15 protein-coding genes are annotated in these 17,853 nt (G+C 69.9%); 9 read left to right on the top strand and 6 right to left on the bottom strand.

Going from position 1 to position 17,853, the window contains the following annotated elements; all coding sequences use genetic code 11:
- Nucleotides 1-24: 24 nt before the first annotated feature.
- Nucleotides 25-1,131 (bottom strand): NAD(P)-dependent alcohol dehydrogenase, encoded by a 1,107-nt coding sequence (locus tag CBF90_RS06605; RefSeq protein ID WP_088380190.1) that lies wholly within the window; start codon nucleotides 1,129-1,131, stop codon nucleotides 25-27.
- Between the two features lie 98 nt (nucleotides 1,132-1,229).
- Nucleotides 1,230-1,838, bottom strand: a complete 609-nt coding sequence (locus CBF90_RS06600) for an acetate uptake transporter family protein (RefSeq protein WP_023955135.1) — start codon at nucleotides 1,836-1,838, stop codon at nucleotides 1,230-1,232.
- A 141-nt stretch (nucleotides 1,839-1,979) separates the two neighbouring features.
- Between CBF90_RS06600 and nusA the strand changes: the two genes are divergently transcribed.
- The 4 genes from nusA to rbfA all read left to right on the top strand — a co-directional run bounded on the left by nusA (nucleotide 1,980) and on the right by rbfA (nucleotide 6,721).
- Nucleotides 1,980-2,966, top strand: a complete 987-nt coding sequence (gene nusA, locus CBF90_RS06595; RefSeq protein ID WP_023955133.1) for a transcription termination factor NusA — start codon at nucleotides 1,980-1,982, stop codon at nucleotides 2,964-2,966.
- A 30-nt stretch (nucleotides 2,967-2,996) separates the two neighbouring features.
- On the top strand, nucleotides 2,997-3,248 hold the full coding sequence (locus tag CBF90_RS06590) for a YlxR family protein (RefSeq protein WP_023955131.1): 252 nt from the start codon (nucleotides 2,997-2,999) through the stop codon (nucleotides 3,246-3,248).
- A gap of 95 nt (nucleotides 3,249-3,343) precedes the next feature.
- Complete coding sequence (infB, locus tag CBF90_RS06585) at nucleotides 3,344-6,148, top strand: translation initiation factor IF-2 (protein WP_088380189.1); 2,805 nt, start codon at nucleotides 3,344-3,346, stop codon at nucleotides 6,146-6,148.
- Nucleotides 6,149-6,283: 135 nt separating this feature from the next.
- Complete coding sequence (gene rbfA, locus CBF90_RS06580; RefSeq protein WP_071919310.1) at nucleotides 6,284-6,721, top strand: 30S ribosome-binding factor RbfA; 438 nt, start codon at nucleotides 6,284-6,286, stop codon at nucleotides 6,719-6,721.
- Nucleotides 6,722-6,765: 44 nt separating this feature from the next.
- Here rbfA and CBF90_RS06575 read toward each other — a convergent pair whose 3' ends face one another.
- From CBF90_RS06575 to CBF90_RS06565, 3 genes are read right to left on the bottom strand one after another with little or no spacing between them, the layout of a single operon-like run.
- Entirely contained in the window at nucleotides 6,766-7,632 is an 867-nt protein-coding gene (locus CBF90_RS06575; protein WP_023955125.1) for an A/G-specific adenine glycosylase, read from the bottom strand.
- Nucleotides 7,633-7,641: 9 nt separating this feature from the next.
- The gene (locus tag CBF90_RS06570) at nucleotides 7,642-10,038 is read right to left on the bottom strand and encodes a glycoside hydrolase N-terminal domain-containing protein (RefSeq protein WP_088380188.1); all 2,397 of its coding nucleotides are present in this window, start codon (nucleotides 10,036-10,038) and stop codon (nucleotides 7,642-7,644) included.
- A 13-nt stretch (nucleotides 10,039-10,051) separates the two neighbouring features.
- A complete protein-coding gene (locus CBF90_RS06565; RefSeq protein WP_052007901.1) occupies nucleotides 10,052-11,053 on the bottom strand; it encodes a LacI family DNA-binding transcriptional regulator in 1,002 nt (333 codons plus the stop codon).
- A gap of 257 nt (nucleotides 11,054-11,310) precedes the next feature.
- Between CBF90_RS06565 and CBF90_RS06560 the strand changes: the two genes are divergently transcribed.
- From CBF90_RS06560 to CBF90_RS06540, 5 genes are all read left to right on the top strand, one after another.
- Nucleotides 11,311-12,588: an ABC transporter substrate-binding protein gene (locus CBF90_RS06560; protein ID WP_197690564.1), complete on the top strand. Its 1,278-nt coding sequence runs from the start codon at nucleotides 11,311-11,313 to the stop codon at nucleotides 12,586-12,588.
- Nucleotides 12,589-12,649: 61 nt separating this feature from the next.
- A complete protein-coding gene (locus tag CBF90_RS06555; RefSeq protein WP_023955117.1) occupies nucleotides 12,650-13,621 on the top strand; it encodes a carbohydrate ABC transporter permease in 972 nt (323 codons plus the stop codon).
- Entirely contained in the window at nucleotides 13,618-14,532 is a 915-nt protein-coding gene (locus CBF90_RS06550) for a carbohydrate ABC transporter permease (protein ID WP_242435604.1), read from the top strand. The genes CBF90_RS06555 and CBF90_RS06550 overlap by 4 nt, the downstream gene beginning before the upstream one ends.
- The gene (locus CBF90_RS06545; protein ID WP_023955113.1) at nucleotides 14,529-15,308 is read left to right on the top strand and encodes a ThuA domain-containing protein; all 780 of its coding nucleotides are present in this window, start codon (nucleotides 14,529-14,531) and stop codon (nucleotides 15,306-15,308) included. The genes CBF90_RS06550 and CBF90_RS06545 overlap by 4 nt, the downstream gene beginning before the upstream one ends.
- Entirely contained in the window at nucleotides 15,305-16,393 is a 1,089-nt protein-coding gene (locus CBF90_RS06540) for a Gfo/Idh/MocA family protein (RefSeq protein WP_172407796.1), read from the top strand. The genes CBF90_RS06545 and CBF90_RS06540 overlap by 4 nt, the downstream gene beginning before the upstream one ends.
- A gap of 216 nt (nucleotides 16,394-16,609) precedes the next feature.
- Here the strand turns inward: CBF90_RS06540 and CBF90_RS06535 are convergent, their stop codons facing one another.
- Nucleotides 16,610-17,848, bottom strand: coding sequence for a glycoside hydrolase family 27 protein (locus CBF90_RS06535; protein ID WP_088380184.1), 1,239 nt, complete (start codon nucleotides 17,846-17,848; stop codon nucleotides 16,610-16,612).
- Nucleotides 17,849-17,853: the final 5 nt, after the last annotated feature.

Below are 17,853 nucleotides of genomic sequence, written 5' to 3'. Positions count from 1 at the left end.
GGCCCGATCGGCGTATCCGGACCGTCAGTCCATGACGAGGACGGCCTTGACCGCCTTGCCCGACTGCGTGTCGGCGATGGCCTGCTCGATCTCCGAGAACGGGTACTTCGTGATGAGCTGGTCGAACGGGAAGCGTCCGGCCTCGTGCAGCGCGAGCATCTCGGGAATGAACTTCTGCGGCACCGCGTCGCCCTCGATCGCGCCCACGAAGGTCTTGCCCGAGCCCGAGATCGAGGCGAGCGCGATCTCGGTGCCCGGCTTCGGCACACCGACCAGCGCGATCTTCGCACCGAATGCGGTGGCGGCGACGATCGTGTCGACGACGGCGGGAACGGCGGTGGTGTCGACGGCGTAGTCCGCGCCGACCCCGCCGGTGATCTCGAGGATGCGTGCGACCGCGTCCTCGTCCTTGCTGTTGACCGTGTGCGTGGCGCCGAGCTTCGCCGCGAACTCGAGCCGCTCCGGGATGATGTCGACCGCGATGATCGTCGTGGCGCCGGCGACCTTCGCGCCCATGATCGACGACAGGCCCACGGCGCCGGTGCCGGTCACGATGACCGATGCGCCGGCGGGGACGTCGAGCGAGTTGAGCACGGTGCCGGCTCCGGTCTGCACGCCGCAGCCGAGGGGCCCCGCGATCTCGACGTCGGCGGTCGCGGGCAGCTTCACCGCGTTGCGGGCCTCGACGATGACGTGGCTGGCGAACGAGGACTGTCCGAAGAACGACCCGTGCACGGCGGAGCCGTCGGCGGCGGTCATGGTGGCCGAGCCGTCCTCGCGGGCTCCGCCGAAGTTGAGCGCCATGAAGTTGCGGCAGTAGGCCTCGCGTCCCGTGAGGCAGTTGGTGCAGTGGCCGCACGAGGCGAACGACACCGCGACCTTGTCGCCGACGGCGTAGCCGACGACGGCGTCGCCGACCTGTTCGACGGTGCCCGCGCCCTCGTGCCCCAGGACGAACGGGAACGCCGCGGGGATGTGACCGTGCTGGACGGCGAGGTCGGTGTGGCACAGGCCGGTGGCGGCGACCTTCACGAGCAGTTCGTTCGGACGGATGTCGTCGAGGACGATCTCCTCGAAGGTGAACGGGGCGTCCTGGCCGTGGAGGACGGCGGCGTGCGCGTTGGTGGTCATGTGAGGTTCCTTTCGCGTTGCGGTCGCGGCGGCAGAGCCGTCGTCGCGACCGATGTCACGATCGGGCGTCGTCTCCCGCAGCGCGGGCCGCCCGGTCCTCAAACAGTATGCGCCTGAATCGATACAGGTGAGGCGGGCCGGAACCACGCGGGGCCCAGAGGCAGGATGCTGCGACCCAGCGTTCGCGTGTAGAACTTCTCGAGAAGCATGTACGCCGCGAGTGCCGACGCGACCAGCAGCGCGACCGAGCCTGCTGCCCCCACGGCCGCCGGCCCGCCGAACGCCGTGATCGTCTGCAGTCCGAGGCCGACCGCGACCGCGAGCAGCGTGACGGGCAGCACGGTGTTGCGCGATGCCGCCGAGAGGGCGAACACGAGCGCCAGGATCGAGAACATCAGCGTGAACACGCCGCGTGCGGGTCCTTCGACCTCGAAGAACCCGAGCTCGCCGCCGAGCAGGAAGCCGGGCATGCAGATCCAGTACCACCCGAAGGCGTTGTAGACGATGAAGTGGAAGTCGTCGCCCGCGAAGTAGGAGAGCATCCCCGCGGTGACCTGGACCACGCCGCCGAAGACGGCGCCGACCCAGAACACCGGGCTCTCGTTCTGCAGCCCGAGATGCTCCAGCTGCGCCGTGAGGGTGGCGATGACGAAACCGAGCAGTCCGATCAGTCCGGGGTCTGCGAGGCGGGGAGCGCGTTCGGTCATGCCCCCAGTATCGCGAGATCATCCGCCGGTCGCGGTCTCCTCGGGGCCGGGCAAACACGTTCACAGCCCCATCGGGTAACGTGGGATGGATGCCGGGAGCGCGAAACGCGCCCGGACAAGAGCTGAATATGGAGGGCCCCCATGGACATCGATCTCTCACTGCTGCGCACCGTCGAGCGAGAGAAGGAGATCCCCTTCGACGAACTCGTCCGCATCATCGAGCAGGCGGTCCTCACGGCGTACGCCAAGCACACCTCGCCCGACGGCGAGCTGCCCGAGGGGGCTCGTGCGGAGCTCGACCGCAAGACCGGTCACGTCGCCATCTACGTGCCGCTGCGCGATGAGGACGGCGCCGTCATCGGCGAGGAGGAGTCGACTCCCGACGACTTCGGCCGCATCGCCGCGTTCGCCGCGAAGCAGGTCATCAGCCAGCGCCTGCGCGACATCGCCGACGACGCCGTGCTGGGAGAGTTCCGGGGCAAGGAGGGCGACATCGTCGCCGGTGTCATCCAGCAGGGGCCGAACCCGCGCATGGTGCACGTCGACCTCGGCACGATCGAGGCCATCCTCCCGCCCGAGGAGCAGGTCGCGGGCGAGGAGTACCGTCACGGTTCGCGACTGCGCGTGTACGTGACCTCGGTCTCCAAGGGCACCAAGGGTCCCTCGATCACGGTGTCGCGCACCCACCCCGGACTCGTCCGCAAGCTCTTCGCCATGGAGGTGCCCGAGATCGCCAACGGTCTCGTGGAGATCACCTCGCTGGCCCGTGAGGCCGGTCACCGCACGAAGATCGCGGTCAAGGCCAACGACCCTTCGATCAACGCCAAGGGCGCCTGCATCGGCGAGCTGGGCCGCCGCGTCCGCGCCGTCACGGAAGAGCTCGGCGGCGAGAAGATCGACATCATCGACTACAACGCCGACCTGCCGACCTTCGTGGCCAACGCGCTGTCGCCGGCCAAGGTGACCTCGAGCTTCGTGCTCGATGCGGCTACCAAGGCCGTCCGGGCGCTCGTCCCCGACTACCAGCTGTCGCTCGCCATCGGCAAGGAGGGCCAGAACGCCCGCCTCGCCGCGAAGCTCACCGGCGCCAAGATCGACATCCAGCCCGACTCGATCCTGGAGTCCTGACGAAACCGGGAACTCGGTCGAGGGGGTAGAATGGAACCTGTTCGAACGTGCGTGGGCTGCCGCGCGCGTGCCTCCCGGTCCTCACTCCTGCGAGTCGTGGCCCGCGACGGCGTCTTGATTGCAGATCGAGCCGCGTCGCTGCCGGGCAGGGGCGCGTGGGTGCACGAGACGCGCGAATGCATGGATGCCGCACTGCGGCGCCGCGCGTTCGGACGAGCCCTGCGGGTGTCCGGCCCACTGGACACGCAGGATTTCCCGATTGATCACCAGCGCAAAGGCTGAACGGCTATGGACACGAAGTGAACGGCTCGAAATGAGACCCGTCCGCGCTTAAGCGGTCCGCCCTGTCCGAGGGTGGGCCTTCAGACAGGAGAATTGTGGCAAAACCACGCGTACACGAGATCGCTTCCGAACTCGGCGTCGACAGCAAAGTCGCGCTCGCGAAGCTGAAGGAGCTCGGCGAGTTCGTCAAGAGCCCCTCATCCACCATCGAGCCCCCCGTGGCTCGCAAGCTGCGGGCTGCGCTCGAGGCTGAGGGCGGCTCCGCTGCCGCGGCCCCCGCTCCCGCGACATCCGGCGGTGCCAAGCCCGGTGCTGCGCGCCCGGGCGCCGGCAAGCCCGGTCCCGCCGGCGCCAAGCCCGGTCCGGCCGCCAAGCCCGGTCCGGCCAAGCCCGCCGCTCCGGCTGCGCCGGCCGCTCCCGCTGCACCTGCGGCGTCCGCCCCGGCGGCTCCGGCGGCCCCTGCCGCACCGTCGGCGACCCCCGCCGCGCCTTCGGCTCCGTCGGCTCCGACGCCCGGGGCCGGCAAGCCCGGTCCGGCCAAGCCCGCCGGTCCCACGCCCGGTGGCTCGCAGCCGCCGCGTCCCGGCGGCGCGCGCCCCGGCAACAACCCCTTCGCCCCCTCGCAGGGCATGGGTCAGCGTCCCGCCGGTCCGCGTCCGGGCAACAACCCCTTCGCGTCGGCGCAGGGCATGGGTCAGCGGCCCACGCCTGGAAACATCCCGCGTCCGCAGGCTCCGCGTCCCGGTTCGCCGCGCCCCGGTGCTCCGCGTCCCGGTGGCGCCGGTCGCCCCGGTGGCGGCGGTCGTCCCGGCGCGCCCTTCCAGCAGCGTCCCGGCGGTCCCGGTCGTCCCGGCGGTGCCGGCGGCGGCTTCCAGCGTCCGGGTGCTCCCGGCGGCGGCTTCGCCGGTCGTCCCGGCGGCGGCGGTGGTCGCGGTCGCGGCCCCGGCGGCGGAACCGCGGGTGCGTTCGGAAAGGGTGGCGGCAAGTCCAAGCAGCGCAAGTCGCGTCGGGCGAAGCGGCAGGAGTTCGAGATGCGGTCGGCGCCGGTCGTCGGCGGCGTCAACGTTCAGAAGGGCAACGGCGAGATCATCCGCCTGCGCCGCGGCGCATCGATCGCCGACTTCGCCGACAAGCTCGAGGCGCTGCGCGGCTACACCGTGCAGCCCGGCACGCTCGTGACGATCCTGTTCAACCTGGGCGAGATGGCCACGGCCACCGAGTCGCTCGACGAGGCCACCTTCGAGGTGCTCGGCGAGGAGCTCGGCTACAAGATCCAGATGGTCTCGCCCGAGGACGAGGACAAAGAGCTCCTCGAGGGCTTCGGTCTCGACCTCGACGCCGAGCTGGAGGCCGAGAGCGACGAAGACCTCGAGATCCGTCCTCCGGTGGTCACCGTCATGGGCCACGTCGACCACGGTAAGACGCGACTGCTCGACGCGATCCGTCAGACCAACGTGGTCGCGGGCGAGGCCGGCGGCATCACGCAGCACATCGGTGCGTACCAGGTCTGGACCGAGCATGAGGGCATCGAGCGTGCGATCACCTTCATCGACACCCCGGGTCACGAGGCGTTCACCGCCATGCGTGCCCGTGGTGCGCAGGTGACCGACATCGCGATCCTCGTGGTCGCGGCCGACGACGGCATCATGCCGCAGACGGTCGAGGCCCTGAACCACGCGCAGGCCGCCAACGTGCCGATCGTGGTCGCGGTGAACAAGGTCGACAAGCCCGACGCCAACCCGGCCAAGGTCCGTCAGCAGCTCACCGAGTACGGTCTGGTCGCCGAGGAGTACGGCGGGGACGTCATGTTCGTCGACGTGTCGGCGCGACAGGGCACCAACATCCAGGAGCTCCTGGACGCCGTGCTGCTCACCGCCGATGCCGGTCTCGACCTCACGGCGAACCCGAACAAGGCTGCACGCGGTGTCGCGATCGAGGCGAAGCTCGACAAGGGCCGCGGTTCGGTCGCCACGGTGCTCATCCAGTCCGGAACGCTCCGTGTCGGCGACGCGATCGTCGCGGGAACGGCCTACGGCCGCGTCCGCGCCATGATCGACGAGAACGGCGACCCGGTCGAAGAGGCCTACCCCTCGCGTCCGGTGCAGGTGCAGGGTCTGAACTCGGTGCCTCGAGCCGGCGACGTGTTCATCGTCACCGAGGAGGACCGCACCGCGCGTCAGATCGCCGAGAAGCGCGAGGCCGCCGAGCGCAACGCCCAGCTGGCCAAGGCCCGCAAGCGCATCTCGCTCGAGGACTTCACCCGCGCTCTCGAAGAGGGCAAGGTCGAGTCGCTCAACCTCATCATCAAGGGTGACGTCTCGGGTGCCGTGGAGGCCCTCGAGGAGTCGCTGCTCAAGATCGAGGTCGACGACTCCGTGCAGCTGCGGATCATCCACCGCGGCGTCGGCGCCATCACCGAGTCGGACATCAACCTGGCGACGATCGACAACGCGATCGTCATCGGCTTCAACGTCCGTCCCGACACGAAGGCTCGCGAGCGCGCCGCCCGCGAGGGTGTGGACGTCCGGTTCTACTCGGTCATCTACAACGCGATCGACGACGTCGAGCAGTCGCTCAAGGGCATGCTCAAGCCGGAGTACGAAGAGGTCCAGTCGGGTGTGGCCGAGATCCGCGAGGTGTTCCGTTCTTCGAAGTTCGGCAACATCGCGGGTGTCATCGTCCGCTCGGGCACGATCACGCGCAATGCCAAGGCGCGCGTCATCCGCGACGGTGTCGTGATCGCCGATGGCCTGGCCATCGAGTCGCTCCGCCGGTTCAAGGACGACGTCACCGAGGTCCGTACGGACTTCGAAGCGGGTATCGGCCTCGGCAAGTACAACGACATCCAGATCGGCGACGAGATCGAGACGACCGAGATGGTGGAGAAGCCGCGCGGCTGACCCAGTGTTGGTTGCTACGGCGACGGATGTCGCTCGGATAACAGGACCCCCAAGACCCTGACTATCCGAGCGACATCCATCGCCTCCGCAATCGCCGGTCCGCCGACGAGCGGGCCTGAGTAGGGAGAAGAAGGTATGTCCAGCGAACGTCAGTCGCGTCTGGCCGATCGCATCCGCGTGCTCGTCGCGGAGCGGCTGGAGAAGGGGCTGCGTGATCCGCGCCTCGGCTTCGTGACCATCACCGACGTGCGGGTCACGGGTGACTTGCAGCACGCGTCGGTGTTCTACACCGTGTACGGCTCCGACCAGGAGCGTGCCGACTCCGCCGATGCGCTGCGCGCGGCGACGGGCATGCTCCGCAGCGAGGTCGGCCGAAAGCTCGGCGTCCGGGTCACCCCGACGCTCGAGTTCATCCTCGACGCGATTCCCGAGAACGCGGGCCACATCGAGCACCTGCTCCGCGAGGCGCGCGAGCGGGATGCCGCTACCGCCGCCACCGCGACCGGCGCGAGCTACGCGGGAGAAGCCGACCCCTACGTCAAGCCTCGCGAGGCCGACGAGGACGAGGACTGAGGAAGAGGGATGCCGCGGCACAGCGGCATCCCTCTTCTGTTCGGTCAGCGCGGCAGACGCAGCCGACCGTCGACGGCTTCGACGAGGCCGTCGACCACGAGTGAATCGATCGCACGGTCGCGCTGAGCCGCATCGGGCCAGTCGCCGATGACGTCCTCCGCGGCGACGTCGTGAGTCGTCGCTGCGCGCAGGACCTGCAGGATCGCGCCTCGCGCCTGCCGGTCGCTGCCCTCGTAGCGTGCCTGCTTCACGCGGGTGTCGCCGGTGTCGGGATAGCCCGCGGCACGCCACGCGCAGCGGTCGGCCAGCGGGCACGCGTCGCACCGCGGTACGCGCGCCGTGCACACCAGCGCACCCAGCTCCATCGCCGCCGCGTTCACGACAGTCGACGCGGCGATGTCGTCGGGCAGGATCTCGGCCATGTCGACGAGGTCGCGTTTGGCCGCCGGACCCGGCTGTGAACGGCCCTGGACGGCCCGCGCCAGAACCCGCCGGGTGTTGGTGTCGACGACGGGGTGCCGGTCGCCGTAGGCGAAGACCGCGACGGCACGTGCCGTGTAGTCGCCGATGCCGGTGAGCGCGAGCAGATCGTCGACGTCACGGGGGACTACGCCGGCGTGGCGGTCGCGGATCTCGACGGCGGCGCGGTGGAGCCAGAGCGCACGTCGTGGGTACCCCAGGTTCGCCCATTGCCGGACGGCGTCGGCGGGGGCCGCGGCGGCGAGATCCGCCGGTGTCGGCCATCGCTCGAGCCAGGCCTCCAGCAGCGGGATCACACGAGCCACGGGCGTCTGCTGCAGCATGAACTCGCTGACCAGCGTGCCCCAGGCGCCGAATCCGGGCCGTCGCCAGGGAAGGTCGCGCGCGTTGTCGCGGTACCACGCGATGAGCGGCGAGGCGAGGTCCGGCATCCGTTCAGCCTACGATGCCGATGTCGTCCCCTCCGCCGTGGTGCTCGCCTTCCGCCGCATCCGCAGGGTGACGGGGGCCTCGCCCAGCTCGACGATGCGCGCGCCGCCGTGCTCGCCGCCGTGCTCGTCCGCCCATGTGAAGCCCGAGCCGGCGTGCACCGTCGTGGTGCCCGATGGACACAGCCACGACGCCGCGGCGAGTCTGCGCACCTCGACGGTCGCCGACGCCTCGTCCCACGACAGTCGGTCGATCACGATGCCGCCACGCGCGCGGAGCCCCGTGATGCGGCCACGGGGCCACCGCGCAGGGAGCGCGGGCAGCAGGTGGAGCGAGTCCACGGTGGACCGGCTGAGCATCGACGCGACGACGGCGGGCAGCGCGCCGCTGGCATCGAGGTTGAAGATGCTGTCGGCGTCGTGGGTCGTCGTGAGCGACGGCCGCCAATGCAGGAGCGAGAGCCATTCGACGCACTGCACCGCCGTCTCGGCGTCACCGAGCGCGGCCGCGGCCAGACCGATCTGCGCGAGCCCGAACGCCATCTCCATGCGGCCGGGCGGGGGAGCGGGATCGGCGGCACGCCACGCGACCTTCGCGTCGATCGTGCGCTGCGCAGCCTGTCGCAGCGCGGCGGCCGGTGGCGCGTCGGCTCCGAACATCTCGTCGGTCTCGTACCAGAGCGGATACAGCTGCGAGACGTGCCGGTGCGCGGCGTTCTCCTGCGCGGCGGGGTCGAGCCACTCGGCCAGCGTCCCGTCGGGAGCCACGGCGAGGTCGGGCACGCTGCTCGCGAGCGCCTGCCAGCGGTCGTCGAGCGAGTCGTCGCCCCGGGCGCGCCCGAGCAGACGGGCCGCGCGGGCGGCGTCGCGATAGGCGGCGACATCGATCGCGGCGTCCATCGCGAGCGGCGTCGCCGAGCCGTCGGGGGTGTTCTCGGGCGAGTAGCTCGGTGAGAAGTGGCGGATGCCGTCGACCACGACCGTCGCGGTCTCACCGAACGCCAGCACGCCCTCGACGAGCTCCCAGAGCCGGTCGTCGACGACCGAACGGTCGCCCGTGAGGGCCACGGTGTCGGCCGCGATGCGCAGCACCCACGGGCCGGCGCCGGTCCAGAACACATGCGGAAAGGACCGGTCGACGTGATTGGCGATCCCGTGGGTCGACATGCGCGAGGGGAGCAGCATCCCGTCGGCACCGTAGACCCGGCGCGCGTTCTCTCGATAGTCGTCGAGGTGCGGGAGGACGAGGCCGAGGAGCGAGAGCGCGAGCTCGGGCGTTCCCGTCACCCCCACGCCCGCGAGAGCCCCGTTCTGCACGTTGCCGTTCATGGTGTAATCGGCCGACCACGCCGGCCTCCAGGTGCCCTGCCAAACACCCTGCAGGGTCGGGGGCAGCTCGCCCGTCGACGAGATGATGTTCGACCTGCCCGAGATGTACGCGATCTCGATCGCGCGGCGGACGGCCTCGGGGTTCCCGGAGCGGGCTTCGCGCCACAGCCGCTCCGTCGTCGTGGCGACCGTGTCGGATGCGCCGTCGAGGTCGAGCAGCGATGTCGTGACCAGCGAGCCATGAGCGCGCTCCTGCGAGTCGAGACGCTCGCCCCAGTCGGCGGCGGGTGCGGGAACGGGCGGGCGCCCGATGACCGACAGATCGACGCGCACCGTCCGTCTCGCACCCGCGGGCACGAGGACGCGCGCCTCGAGCCCGTCGGCATCCCGCCGCCAGACGACGCCGGACTCGGCGGTCGTCGCAGTCGCGGCGGCGAGGATCCGACCGGCGACGTCGACGATCTCGAGGCGCCCGGTGTCGCCGGCGCGCACGCGGCCCGTGACGGTGCCGGTGTAGTCGGGCGCGAACGATGCGGCGGGGGTGTCGTCGACTGTGTCGAGCGCCAGGCGGATGCGCATCTCGGTGTCGGCACCGGCTTCGAGGGCGAGCTCGATCGTGTCGGTCGCGCGCGGGGCGACGACGCTGACCCGACGCAACGTGTCGGAGTGGTCGCGCCAGGTCACGCTCGCCACGCCACGGACGAGGTCGATCTCCCGCGTCGTCGCGGCGCACCCACCCGGGGTCGTCACCGTCAGCGAGCCGCAGAGCGCGAGCGGGTCGGTCCAGACGAGATCGGTGAACCCGGCATCGGTCAGCGCCGCACCCAGGAGCTCGTCGGCCGAGCCCGAATCTCCGGCCGCGAGCGCCGCCCGCAGTCGCGGGAGCACCGGGTGCAGCAGCGGCGCCGGGGGACGGGGATTCGCCGGGAGGAAGAACCGCTCGTGCGCCATCGAGATGCGCAGCTCGTCGCCGGGCCCGTGAACGACGGCGCCGACCCTCCCGCTTCCGACGATGAGGCCGTCCTCCCACGAGTCGGCGGGCTCTGTGCTGCGGAAGACCAGCTCCGGGCGGGCGCTCACATCGGGGCCGAGGTCACAGCGATTCGCGGTGGACGAGCGAGGTGGGAAGCACCTGCACGCGTTCGACGTCGTCTCCCCGGATCGCGCCGAGCAGCGTGTCGGCGGCGGCGCGACCCATCTCCTCGAGCGGCTGGCGCACGGTCGTCAGCGGGGGGTCGTTCGCCGCGGCCAGCAGGATGTCGTCGAAGCCGACGAGCGAGACATCCGTGGGGACGCGGCGTCCGGCCGCCTGCAGCACGCGCATGGCGCCCGCGGCCATGAGATCCGAGCAGGCGAACACCCCGTCGAGGGTCGGGACGCGCTGGAGCAGCCGCGCCATCGCGGCCGTGCCGCTGTCGAGGGTGAAGTCGCCGTGGACGATGGGGCCGGGTTCGATGCCGTGGCGTGCCAGCTCGTCGGTCCACCCGCGGGTGCGCTCACGGGCCTGCTCCATGTCGAGGGGGCCCGTGATGATGCCGATGTTGCGGCGTCCGTGCTCGACGAGCGCCCGCGCGGCGAGGACTCCGCCGCCGTAGTTGTCGGAGTCGATCACGATCGGGTCGGGGCCGATCTCGCCGCGGGGGCGGCCCACCCACGCGATCGGCACGGGCGAGTCGGCGAGTCGGTCGACGAGGTGCGTGATCTCGTGCTGGAGCACCACGATGGCGCCGTCGATCGCCCCCGATCGCAGGAACCGCGGGATCCGATCGAGGTCCTCGTGATCGGCGGGCAGCAGGACGGGCTGCACCTCGCCGGCGGAGAGCCCCTTGGCTGCGCCCTTCATGACCGCGGTGAAGAATGTGCCGCTCAACCCGCCCAGCTCGTCGAAGGCGATGACGAGGCCGATCGCCCCGGCGCGCCCGCCGCGCAGCACGCGCGCGGCGAAGTTCGTTTCGTAGCCCAGGCGTGCGGCCTCCCGGCCGACGGCGGCCGCCATCGCCGGGTCGACGTTCGTCGCTCCGGCCAGGACGCGTGCGGCCGTCGCGCGCGAGACGCCGGCCGCGCGGGCGACGTCGACGATGGTCGGTCGAGACATGGCTCCCTCTTCCTCAGTCAGGGTCATCGAGCGAAAGATCGTTCTCTGACGCGACGATCTTTGCACGAGGTCGGCGGCTGTGCGCAACTTGTCGGCAGGCGAGTCCCCACGCCGAGGCCGATCACGAAGGTCGTGGTGCCGCGGCTTGCCAGCCCTTCGATCTCGGGATACTGTGTCCCGGCATGAGAGAACGATCTCTCAGCGGGGTCTCTCAACGCCCCGCGCACATCACATGTCCCCAAAGAAGAGGAGCAGTTGTGAATCGTCGCAGACTGGCCCTGCCCGTCGCAGCTCTCGGCGTCGTCGCGATCGCGATGACCGCGTGCACATCCGGTGGGTCCGGCGGCGGGTCCGACGACCCCAACGCCGAGTTCGAGTTCTGGTCTTTCACCGGGATCGGGCAGCAGGACTCCGTCAACCAGTACCTGGAACAGAACCCGGACGCCAAGGTGAAGCTGTCGGAGGTCGGCAGCACCGCCGAGACTGCCACCGCGCTCACCGCGGCCCTCGCCGGCGGACGGGTCCCCGACCTCGTCATGATCCAGAACGACGAGCTCCCGAAGTTCATCGAGAACCCCGGGAACTTCGTCGACCTCCGTACGCTGGGTGGCGACGACATCGGCGAGGGCTACCTCGACTGGGCCATCGCCGAGGCGACCGGTGAGGACGGCTCGATCATCGGCATCCCGACCGACATCGGCGGACTGGGATTCGCGTACCGGGCCGACCTGTTCGAGGCCGCCGGGCTCCCGACCGACCCCGACGAGGTCGCCGAGATGTGGTCGACGTGGGACGGCTTCATCGAGATGGGCAAGAAGTACACGGCCGCGACCGGAGAGCCCTTCGTCGACAACGTCGAGACGAGTGTCTTCTTCTCGACAGTGAACCAGGTCACCGAGAAGTACTACACCCCCGACGGTGAGCTCATCTTCGACACCAACCCGCAGGTCGAGGAAGCATTCGACGTCGCTGTGCGCACCTACGAAGCGGGCATCAGCGCCGGCATCGCCGCGTGGTCGTCGGGCTGGGCTCCCGGCAAGGCGAACGGCGCGTTCGCCGTGAGCACCGCGCCGTCGTGGATGCTGTCGGGCTACAAGAACGACGCCCCCGACACCGAGGGGCTGTGGCGGGTGACCTCGATCCCCGGCGTCGGCGGTAACTGGGGCGGCAGTGTCATCGCGATCCCGGCCCGTGCGAAGAACCCGCAGGCGGCGTGGAAGTACATCGAGACGATGCTGTCGCCGGAGGGGCAGACGGCGCATTTCGCCCGGACCGGGACGTTCCCGGCCGCCAAGAGCGCTCTCGAGAGCTCCGAGGTCACCAGCTACACCGACCCCTTCTTCGGCGATTCCCGCATCGGCGAGGTCATCAGCAACTCGGTGCTGCAGTTCCAGTCCTTCCACAACGGGCCCGACACGAGCGCGATCGGGGCGGCGCTTTTGAACGCCCTCGTCGACATGGAAGCGGGGAACGTCGCGCCGCGCGACGCGTGGCAGACCGGCGTCGACAGCGCCCGGGCCGCGATCGGCGGTTGACCTTACCCGTTCGGTGGTGGTCCGTCTGCGGGCGGACCACCACCCTCATCGAGGACGCATCATGACTGCGACAGCCACCGCCACCGCCATCACCATCGACAAGAAGGCCGCCCGGCGCGAGCGCCCGCCGAAGCGCGCCATCCGACAGCCGCTCGCCGAGCGCATCGCGCCTTACGTCTACATCGCCCCGTTCTTCGTGATCTTCCTGATCTTCGGGCTGTTCCCCCTGCTGTTCACGTTCTACGTGGCCCTGTTCGACTGGAACCCGATCGGCGAGCAGACGTTCGTCGGCCTGGCGAACTTCGAACGGCTCGTCCAAGACGCCCGATTCTGGAACGCGTTCGTGAACACCTTCGGGATCTTCCTCATCTCCACCATCCCGCAGCTGCTCCTGGCGCTCGGGCTCGCGCACCTGCTGAACCACGCCACCCTGAAGATGGCGAACTTCTTCCGCATGGCGCTCCTGGTGCCCTACATCACCTCGGTCGCGGCGACCGCCCTGGTCTTCGCGCAGATCTTCGACAAGAACTTCGGACTCATCAACTGGGTGCTCGACCTCTTCGGCATCCCGGCGGTGAACTTCCTGTCGTCGCAGGTCGGATCGTGGATCGTCATCTCGTCGATGGTGATGTGGCGGTGGTTCGGCTACAACACGCTGCTCTACCTCGCGGGGCTCCAGGCGCTTCCGCGCGAGATGTACGAAGCGGCCTCGGTCGACGGCGCATCCGGCTGGCAGCAGTTCATCCACCTGACGATCCCGTCGCTGCGGCCCATCATCATCTTCACCGTCATCATGTCGACCATCGGCGGGCTGCAGATCTTCACGGAGCCCCTGCTGGTGGCTCCCGAGTCGGGGCTGACCTGCGGTGGTGGGCGCCAGTGCCAGACCCTCGCACTGTTCCTCTACGAGCAGGGCTTCGGCCAGTTCGAGTTCGGCTACGGCTCCGCAATCGGGGTCGCCCTCTTCGTCGTGGTCGTCGTGGTCTCGGCGATCAACTTCTTCCTGACCACCCGCACACGAAAGGCCCGATGATGTCCGACGCCGTCGACACAGCTGTGCCGCGTCCCCTCGACCCGACCGCGCTGAGCGCGCCCCGCAAGCGTCCGCGGCGCGGCGGTGGGCGCGTCGGCCGAGTGCCCTGGCCGGTCTACGTCCTGCTCGGGATCGCTGTCGTGATCAGCGTGTTCCCGCTGTACTACATGTTCGTGATCGCCTCGGCGGGTGCCTCCGCCGTCACCTCGATCCCGCCGCGCTTCTACCCGGGGCTCAACTTCTTCGACATCGCGACGAAGGTGTTCGACACGGTCCCGTTCTTCCAGTCGCTGCTGAACAGCGCGATCGTGTCGCTCTCGATCGCGGTCATCGCGTCACTGCTGTGCGCGCTCGCGGGATTCGCCTTCGCGAAGCTGCAGTTCCGGGGCCGGGGCGCCCTGTTCGTCATCGTGCTGCTCACCATGACGGTGCCCGCTCAGCTGAGCGTGATCCCGCAGTACCTGATCATCTCGTGGCTGGACTGGGTCGACACCCTGCAGGCGATCATCGTTCCGGGGCTCGCCAGCGCGTTCGGCATCTTCTGGATGCGGCAGCACATGGCGACCACGCTCAATGACGAGCTCATGCACGCGGCGCGCATCGACGGCGCGAACAGCTGGCAGATCTTCTGGCGCATCGGATTTCCGGTCGTGCGGCCGGCGGCTTTCGTGCTCGGACTCATCACGTTCACCTCGGTGTGGAACGACTTCATGTGGCCCTTCATCGTGCTGAAGTCGCCCGAGCTGTTCACGGTGCAGATCGCCCTGAAGCAGCTGCAGGCCAACCGTTCGATCGACCTCGCGCTGACGATGGGCGGATCGTTCCTCGCGACACTGCCGCTGCTGATCGTGTTCTTCGTCGTCGGGCGCCGCATGGTCGCGGGCATCATGGACGGAGCGTTCAAGGGGTGACCGGCACGGCATCCGCCCCCATCCGCGTGCTGGTGTGGGGCGAGAACCATCACGAGAAGCACCACGACATCCCGCGCGCCCTCTATCCCGACACGATGCACGGGACCATCGCGGCGGGCCTGCGGCGACTTCTCGGCGACGCCGCCGTCGTCGAGACGGCGACACTCGACGATCCCGAGCACGGGCTGAGCGAGGAACGGCTCGCGCAGACGGATGTGCTGTTCTGGTGGGGGCACCTCCTGCACGACGAGGTCGACGAGGTCGTGGTCGAGCGGGTCCACCGGCACGTGCTCGGCGGGCTCGGGTTCGTCGCGCTGCATTCGGCGCACTTCTCGAGGATCTTCATCCGTCTCATGGGGACGACCTGCGCGCTGCGCTGGCGGCAGGCGCAGGACCGCGAGCTCGTGTGGACGGTCTCGCCGACGCATCCGATCGCCGCCGGCGTGCCGCAGCCGATCGTCATCCCCGAGCAGGAGATGTACGGCGAGTTCTTCGACGTGCCGCAGCCGGACGAGCTGGTCTTCGTCTCGAACTTCTCGGGCGGTGAGGTGTTCCGATCGGGGATGACGTTCTTCCGCGGTCACGGGCGGGTGTTCTACTTCTCGCCGGGTGACCAGGACTATCCCGTCTACCATCAGCCCGAGATCCAGCTCGTCCTCGCGAACGCGGCACGATGGGCTCGGAGCGACCGCCCCCGCCGCGCGGCCCGTTTGGCGATGCATCGCACGGGGGAGTGGGACGTTCCGCGGGAGTGGGACGGCGAGGAGCAGTCGTGACGGAGCGCGTCCGTCGTGTGGTCGTCGTCGGGGCGGGAGCGATGGGGAAGGCGTGGATCGACACGGTTGCTCGCCGTCCCGATCTCGAGATCGTCGGGCTCGTCGACATCGTCGCCGACGCCGCGCGGGCCGCGGCACTCGAACGGGGACTCGGTGTCCCGAGCTTCGGCTCGGTCGGTGACGCGCTCGCCGTCCTCGACGTCGACCTGATCGTCAACGTCACGATCCCGCAGGCGCATCTCGAGGTGAGCGCCGCAGCGCTGCGGGCGGGCGTTCCCGTGCTGAGCGAGAAGCCGGTGACGCCGACCGTGGCCGAGGCCCTGCTGCTGTCCGCCGTCAGCGCATCGACCGGGACCCTGATGGCGACGAGTCAGTCGCGTCGGCACTCCCGCGGGATCCGGGCGTTCCGCGACGCACTCGTCGGTCTCGGCGGCGCCGAGCAGCTCGACGTCCGCTTCTTCCAGAACCCCCGGTTCGGGGGTTTCCGAGACGAGATGCCGTCGCCGCTGCTCGTGGACATGGCGATCCATCAGTTCGACCAGGCGCGATATCTGCTCTCGAGCGAACCGGTCTCGGTCTTCTGCGAAGAGTTCTCGCCGAGCTGGAGCTGGTATCGGGGCGCCGCCGCGGCCGAGGCGATCTTCCGCTTCGCGGACGGGCGCCGGTTCTCGTACTCCGGCAGCTGGTGCGCCGACGGTCTCACGACCTCGTGGAACGGCGACTGGCGGGGGAGCGCCGCCGGTGGATCCGCTGCCTGGGACGGAGAGACCGACGTCGTGGTCCAGCCCCGAGAGGGTAGCGCGCAGGCGGTCGCACTGGCGGGCGGCGCCGAGGGACTGGATGCCGCGCTCGCCGAGTTCGTCGCGGCCCTCGACGGCGGCCCGGAGCCGTCGGGCGAGATCTCGCGGAACATCGGCAGCCTCGCCATGGTCGAGGCGGCCGTGTCATCCGCGGCCGCCGGCGCACCGGTCAGGTTCGACGATCTGTTCGAGCGGGCATCGGCGCGTGCTGAGGAGCTCGCTCGCGCCGGGGGCTTCGATGACGCCGCCGGCAGACTCGGGATCGACCCACGCCGCGTACCCTGACGGTCGGCCCGACGCCGCCCCGACGCCACCCCGACGCCGACCCGACGTGAATGGTCGTGTGAGCGGCGAGTTGGCAGCCGTCTGCGTCGGCTCGCGTGCCGGAGGGGAGCGTGCGTCGTCGATGGTCGCCGACCCGACGTGAATGGTCGTGTCAGCGGCGAGATGACAGCCCTTTGCGCCGGCTCGCCTGTCGGGCGGGGCCGCGCATCCCGAGTGTCAGTCGAAGACGAGCAGACGCGTGCCGTGAGCCGGCACGGTCAGCATGACGCGTCCGTCGGCGATCTCGACGCTCTTCCCACTCCACACGTCCGTACACGCACCGGCCGTCCCCGTGTCCGCGAGCCCGAGATCGGCGAGGTGGACGATGACTTCCTGCTCATCGTCTCCGAGCCAGAAGACCGCGCGATACTCGCGCGCGCCCACACGCGCACTCCAGATGACGAGGTGTCCGTCGCGGACGATCTCGCGCGACTCCTCGCCGTCACGGAGCGCCAGGACCCCGCGATTGCGCAGCAGCGCGAGCGTCTCGGGCGGGGTGTCGGGCAGGTGACCGCCCATCATGAGCGGTGAGCCCATCATGCTCCACAGCGTCATGACGGTGCGCTGTTCCTCGACCGACAAGCGGCTGAGCCGGTCTTCGCCGACGTGTCCGCGCACACCGATGCGGCCGAAGGGGAGCATGTCGGCATCCGCCCACGCTCCGCGCATCTGGAACGGCGCCCAGCGGGCTGCGCGTTGGAACTGTTCGACCACCTGGGTCCAGTCGTCCCAGAAGTCGTCCGAGATCCGCCACATCTGGCCGTGCTCGCGGAGGGCGTCGAGGTGCGCGAGCGACAGTCGCTTGCCGGGCGAGAGGCTCAGGACCATGGGGCGTCCCGAGCGGTCGATCGCGCGCGAGATCGCCGCGATCTCCGCCGTCTCGACAGGCGGGTAGAGCACATCGTCGAGCTTCACGAAGTCGACTTCCCAGGCGGCCAGCTGTGCCATGACCGAGTCGTAGTACTCCTGCGCGCCGGGCGCGGTCATGTCGACGCCGTAGTTGTCGGGGTTCCACACGCAGACGTTCGCACGATCAGCGATCGAGTCGCACGTCGCGTCGGGGTGGCCCGAGACGGGCAGTCCCGCATCCGCGGCGGCGCGCGGGACGCCGCGCATGAGGTGGACCCCGAAGCGCAGGCCGAGTTCGTGGACGCGGTCGGCGAGCGGCCGGAAGCTGCCGCCTGCAGCGGAGGGGAAGCGCCCCGGCGCGGGGAGGGGCCGTCCCCAGGCGTCGAGCAGCGGACGAGAGACCTCTCGATAGTCGTGCGCACCCGGATCGGGTTCGTACCACTGGATGTCGACGACGATCGTGTCCCACCCGAACGCGAGCAGGTGTTCGGCGGCGTACTCCGCGTTCGCGAGCACCTCGGCCTCCGTCACGGACGACCCGAAGCAATCCCAGCTGTTCCACCCCATGGGGG

It is taken from the genome of Microbacterium sp. AISO3 (genome assembly GCF_002204305.1).
Classification (GTDB): domain Bacteria; phylum Actinomycetota; class Actinomycetes; order Actinomycetales; family Microbacteriaceae; genus Microbacterium; species Microbacterium arborescens.
Note: the sequence above shows the minus strand (reverse complement) of the source record. Positions and strands in the feature narration are given on the sequence as shown.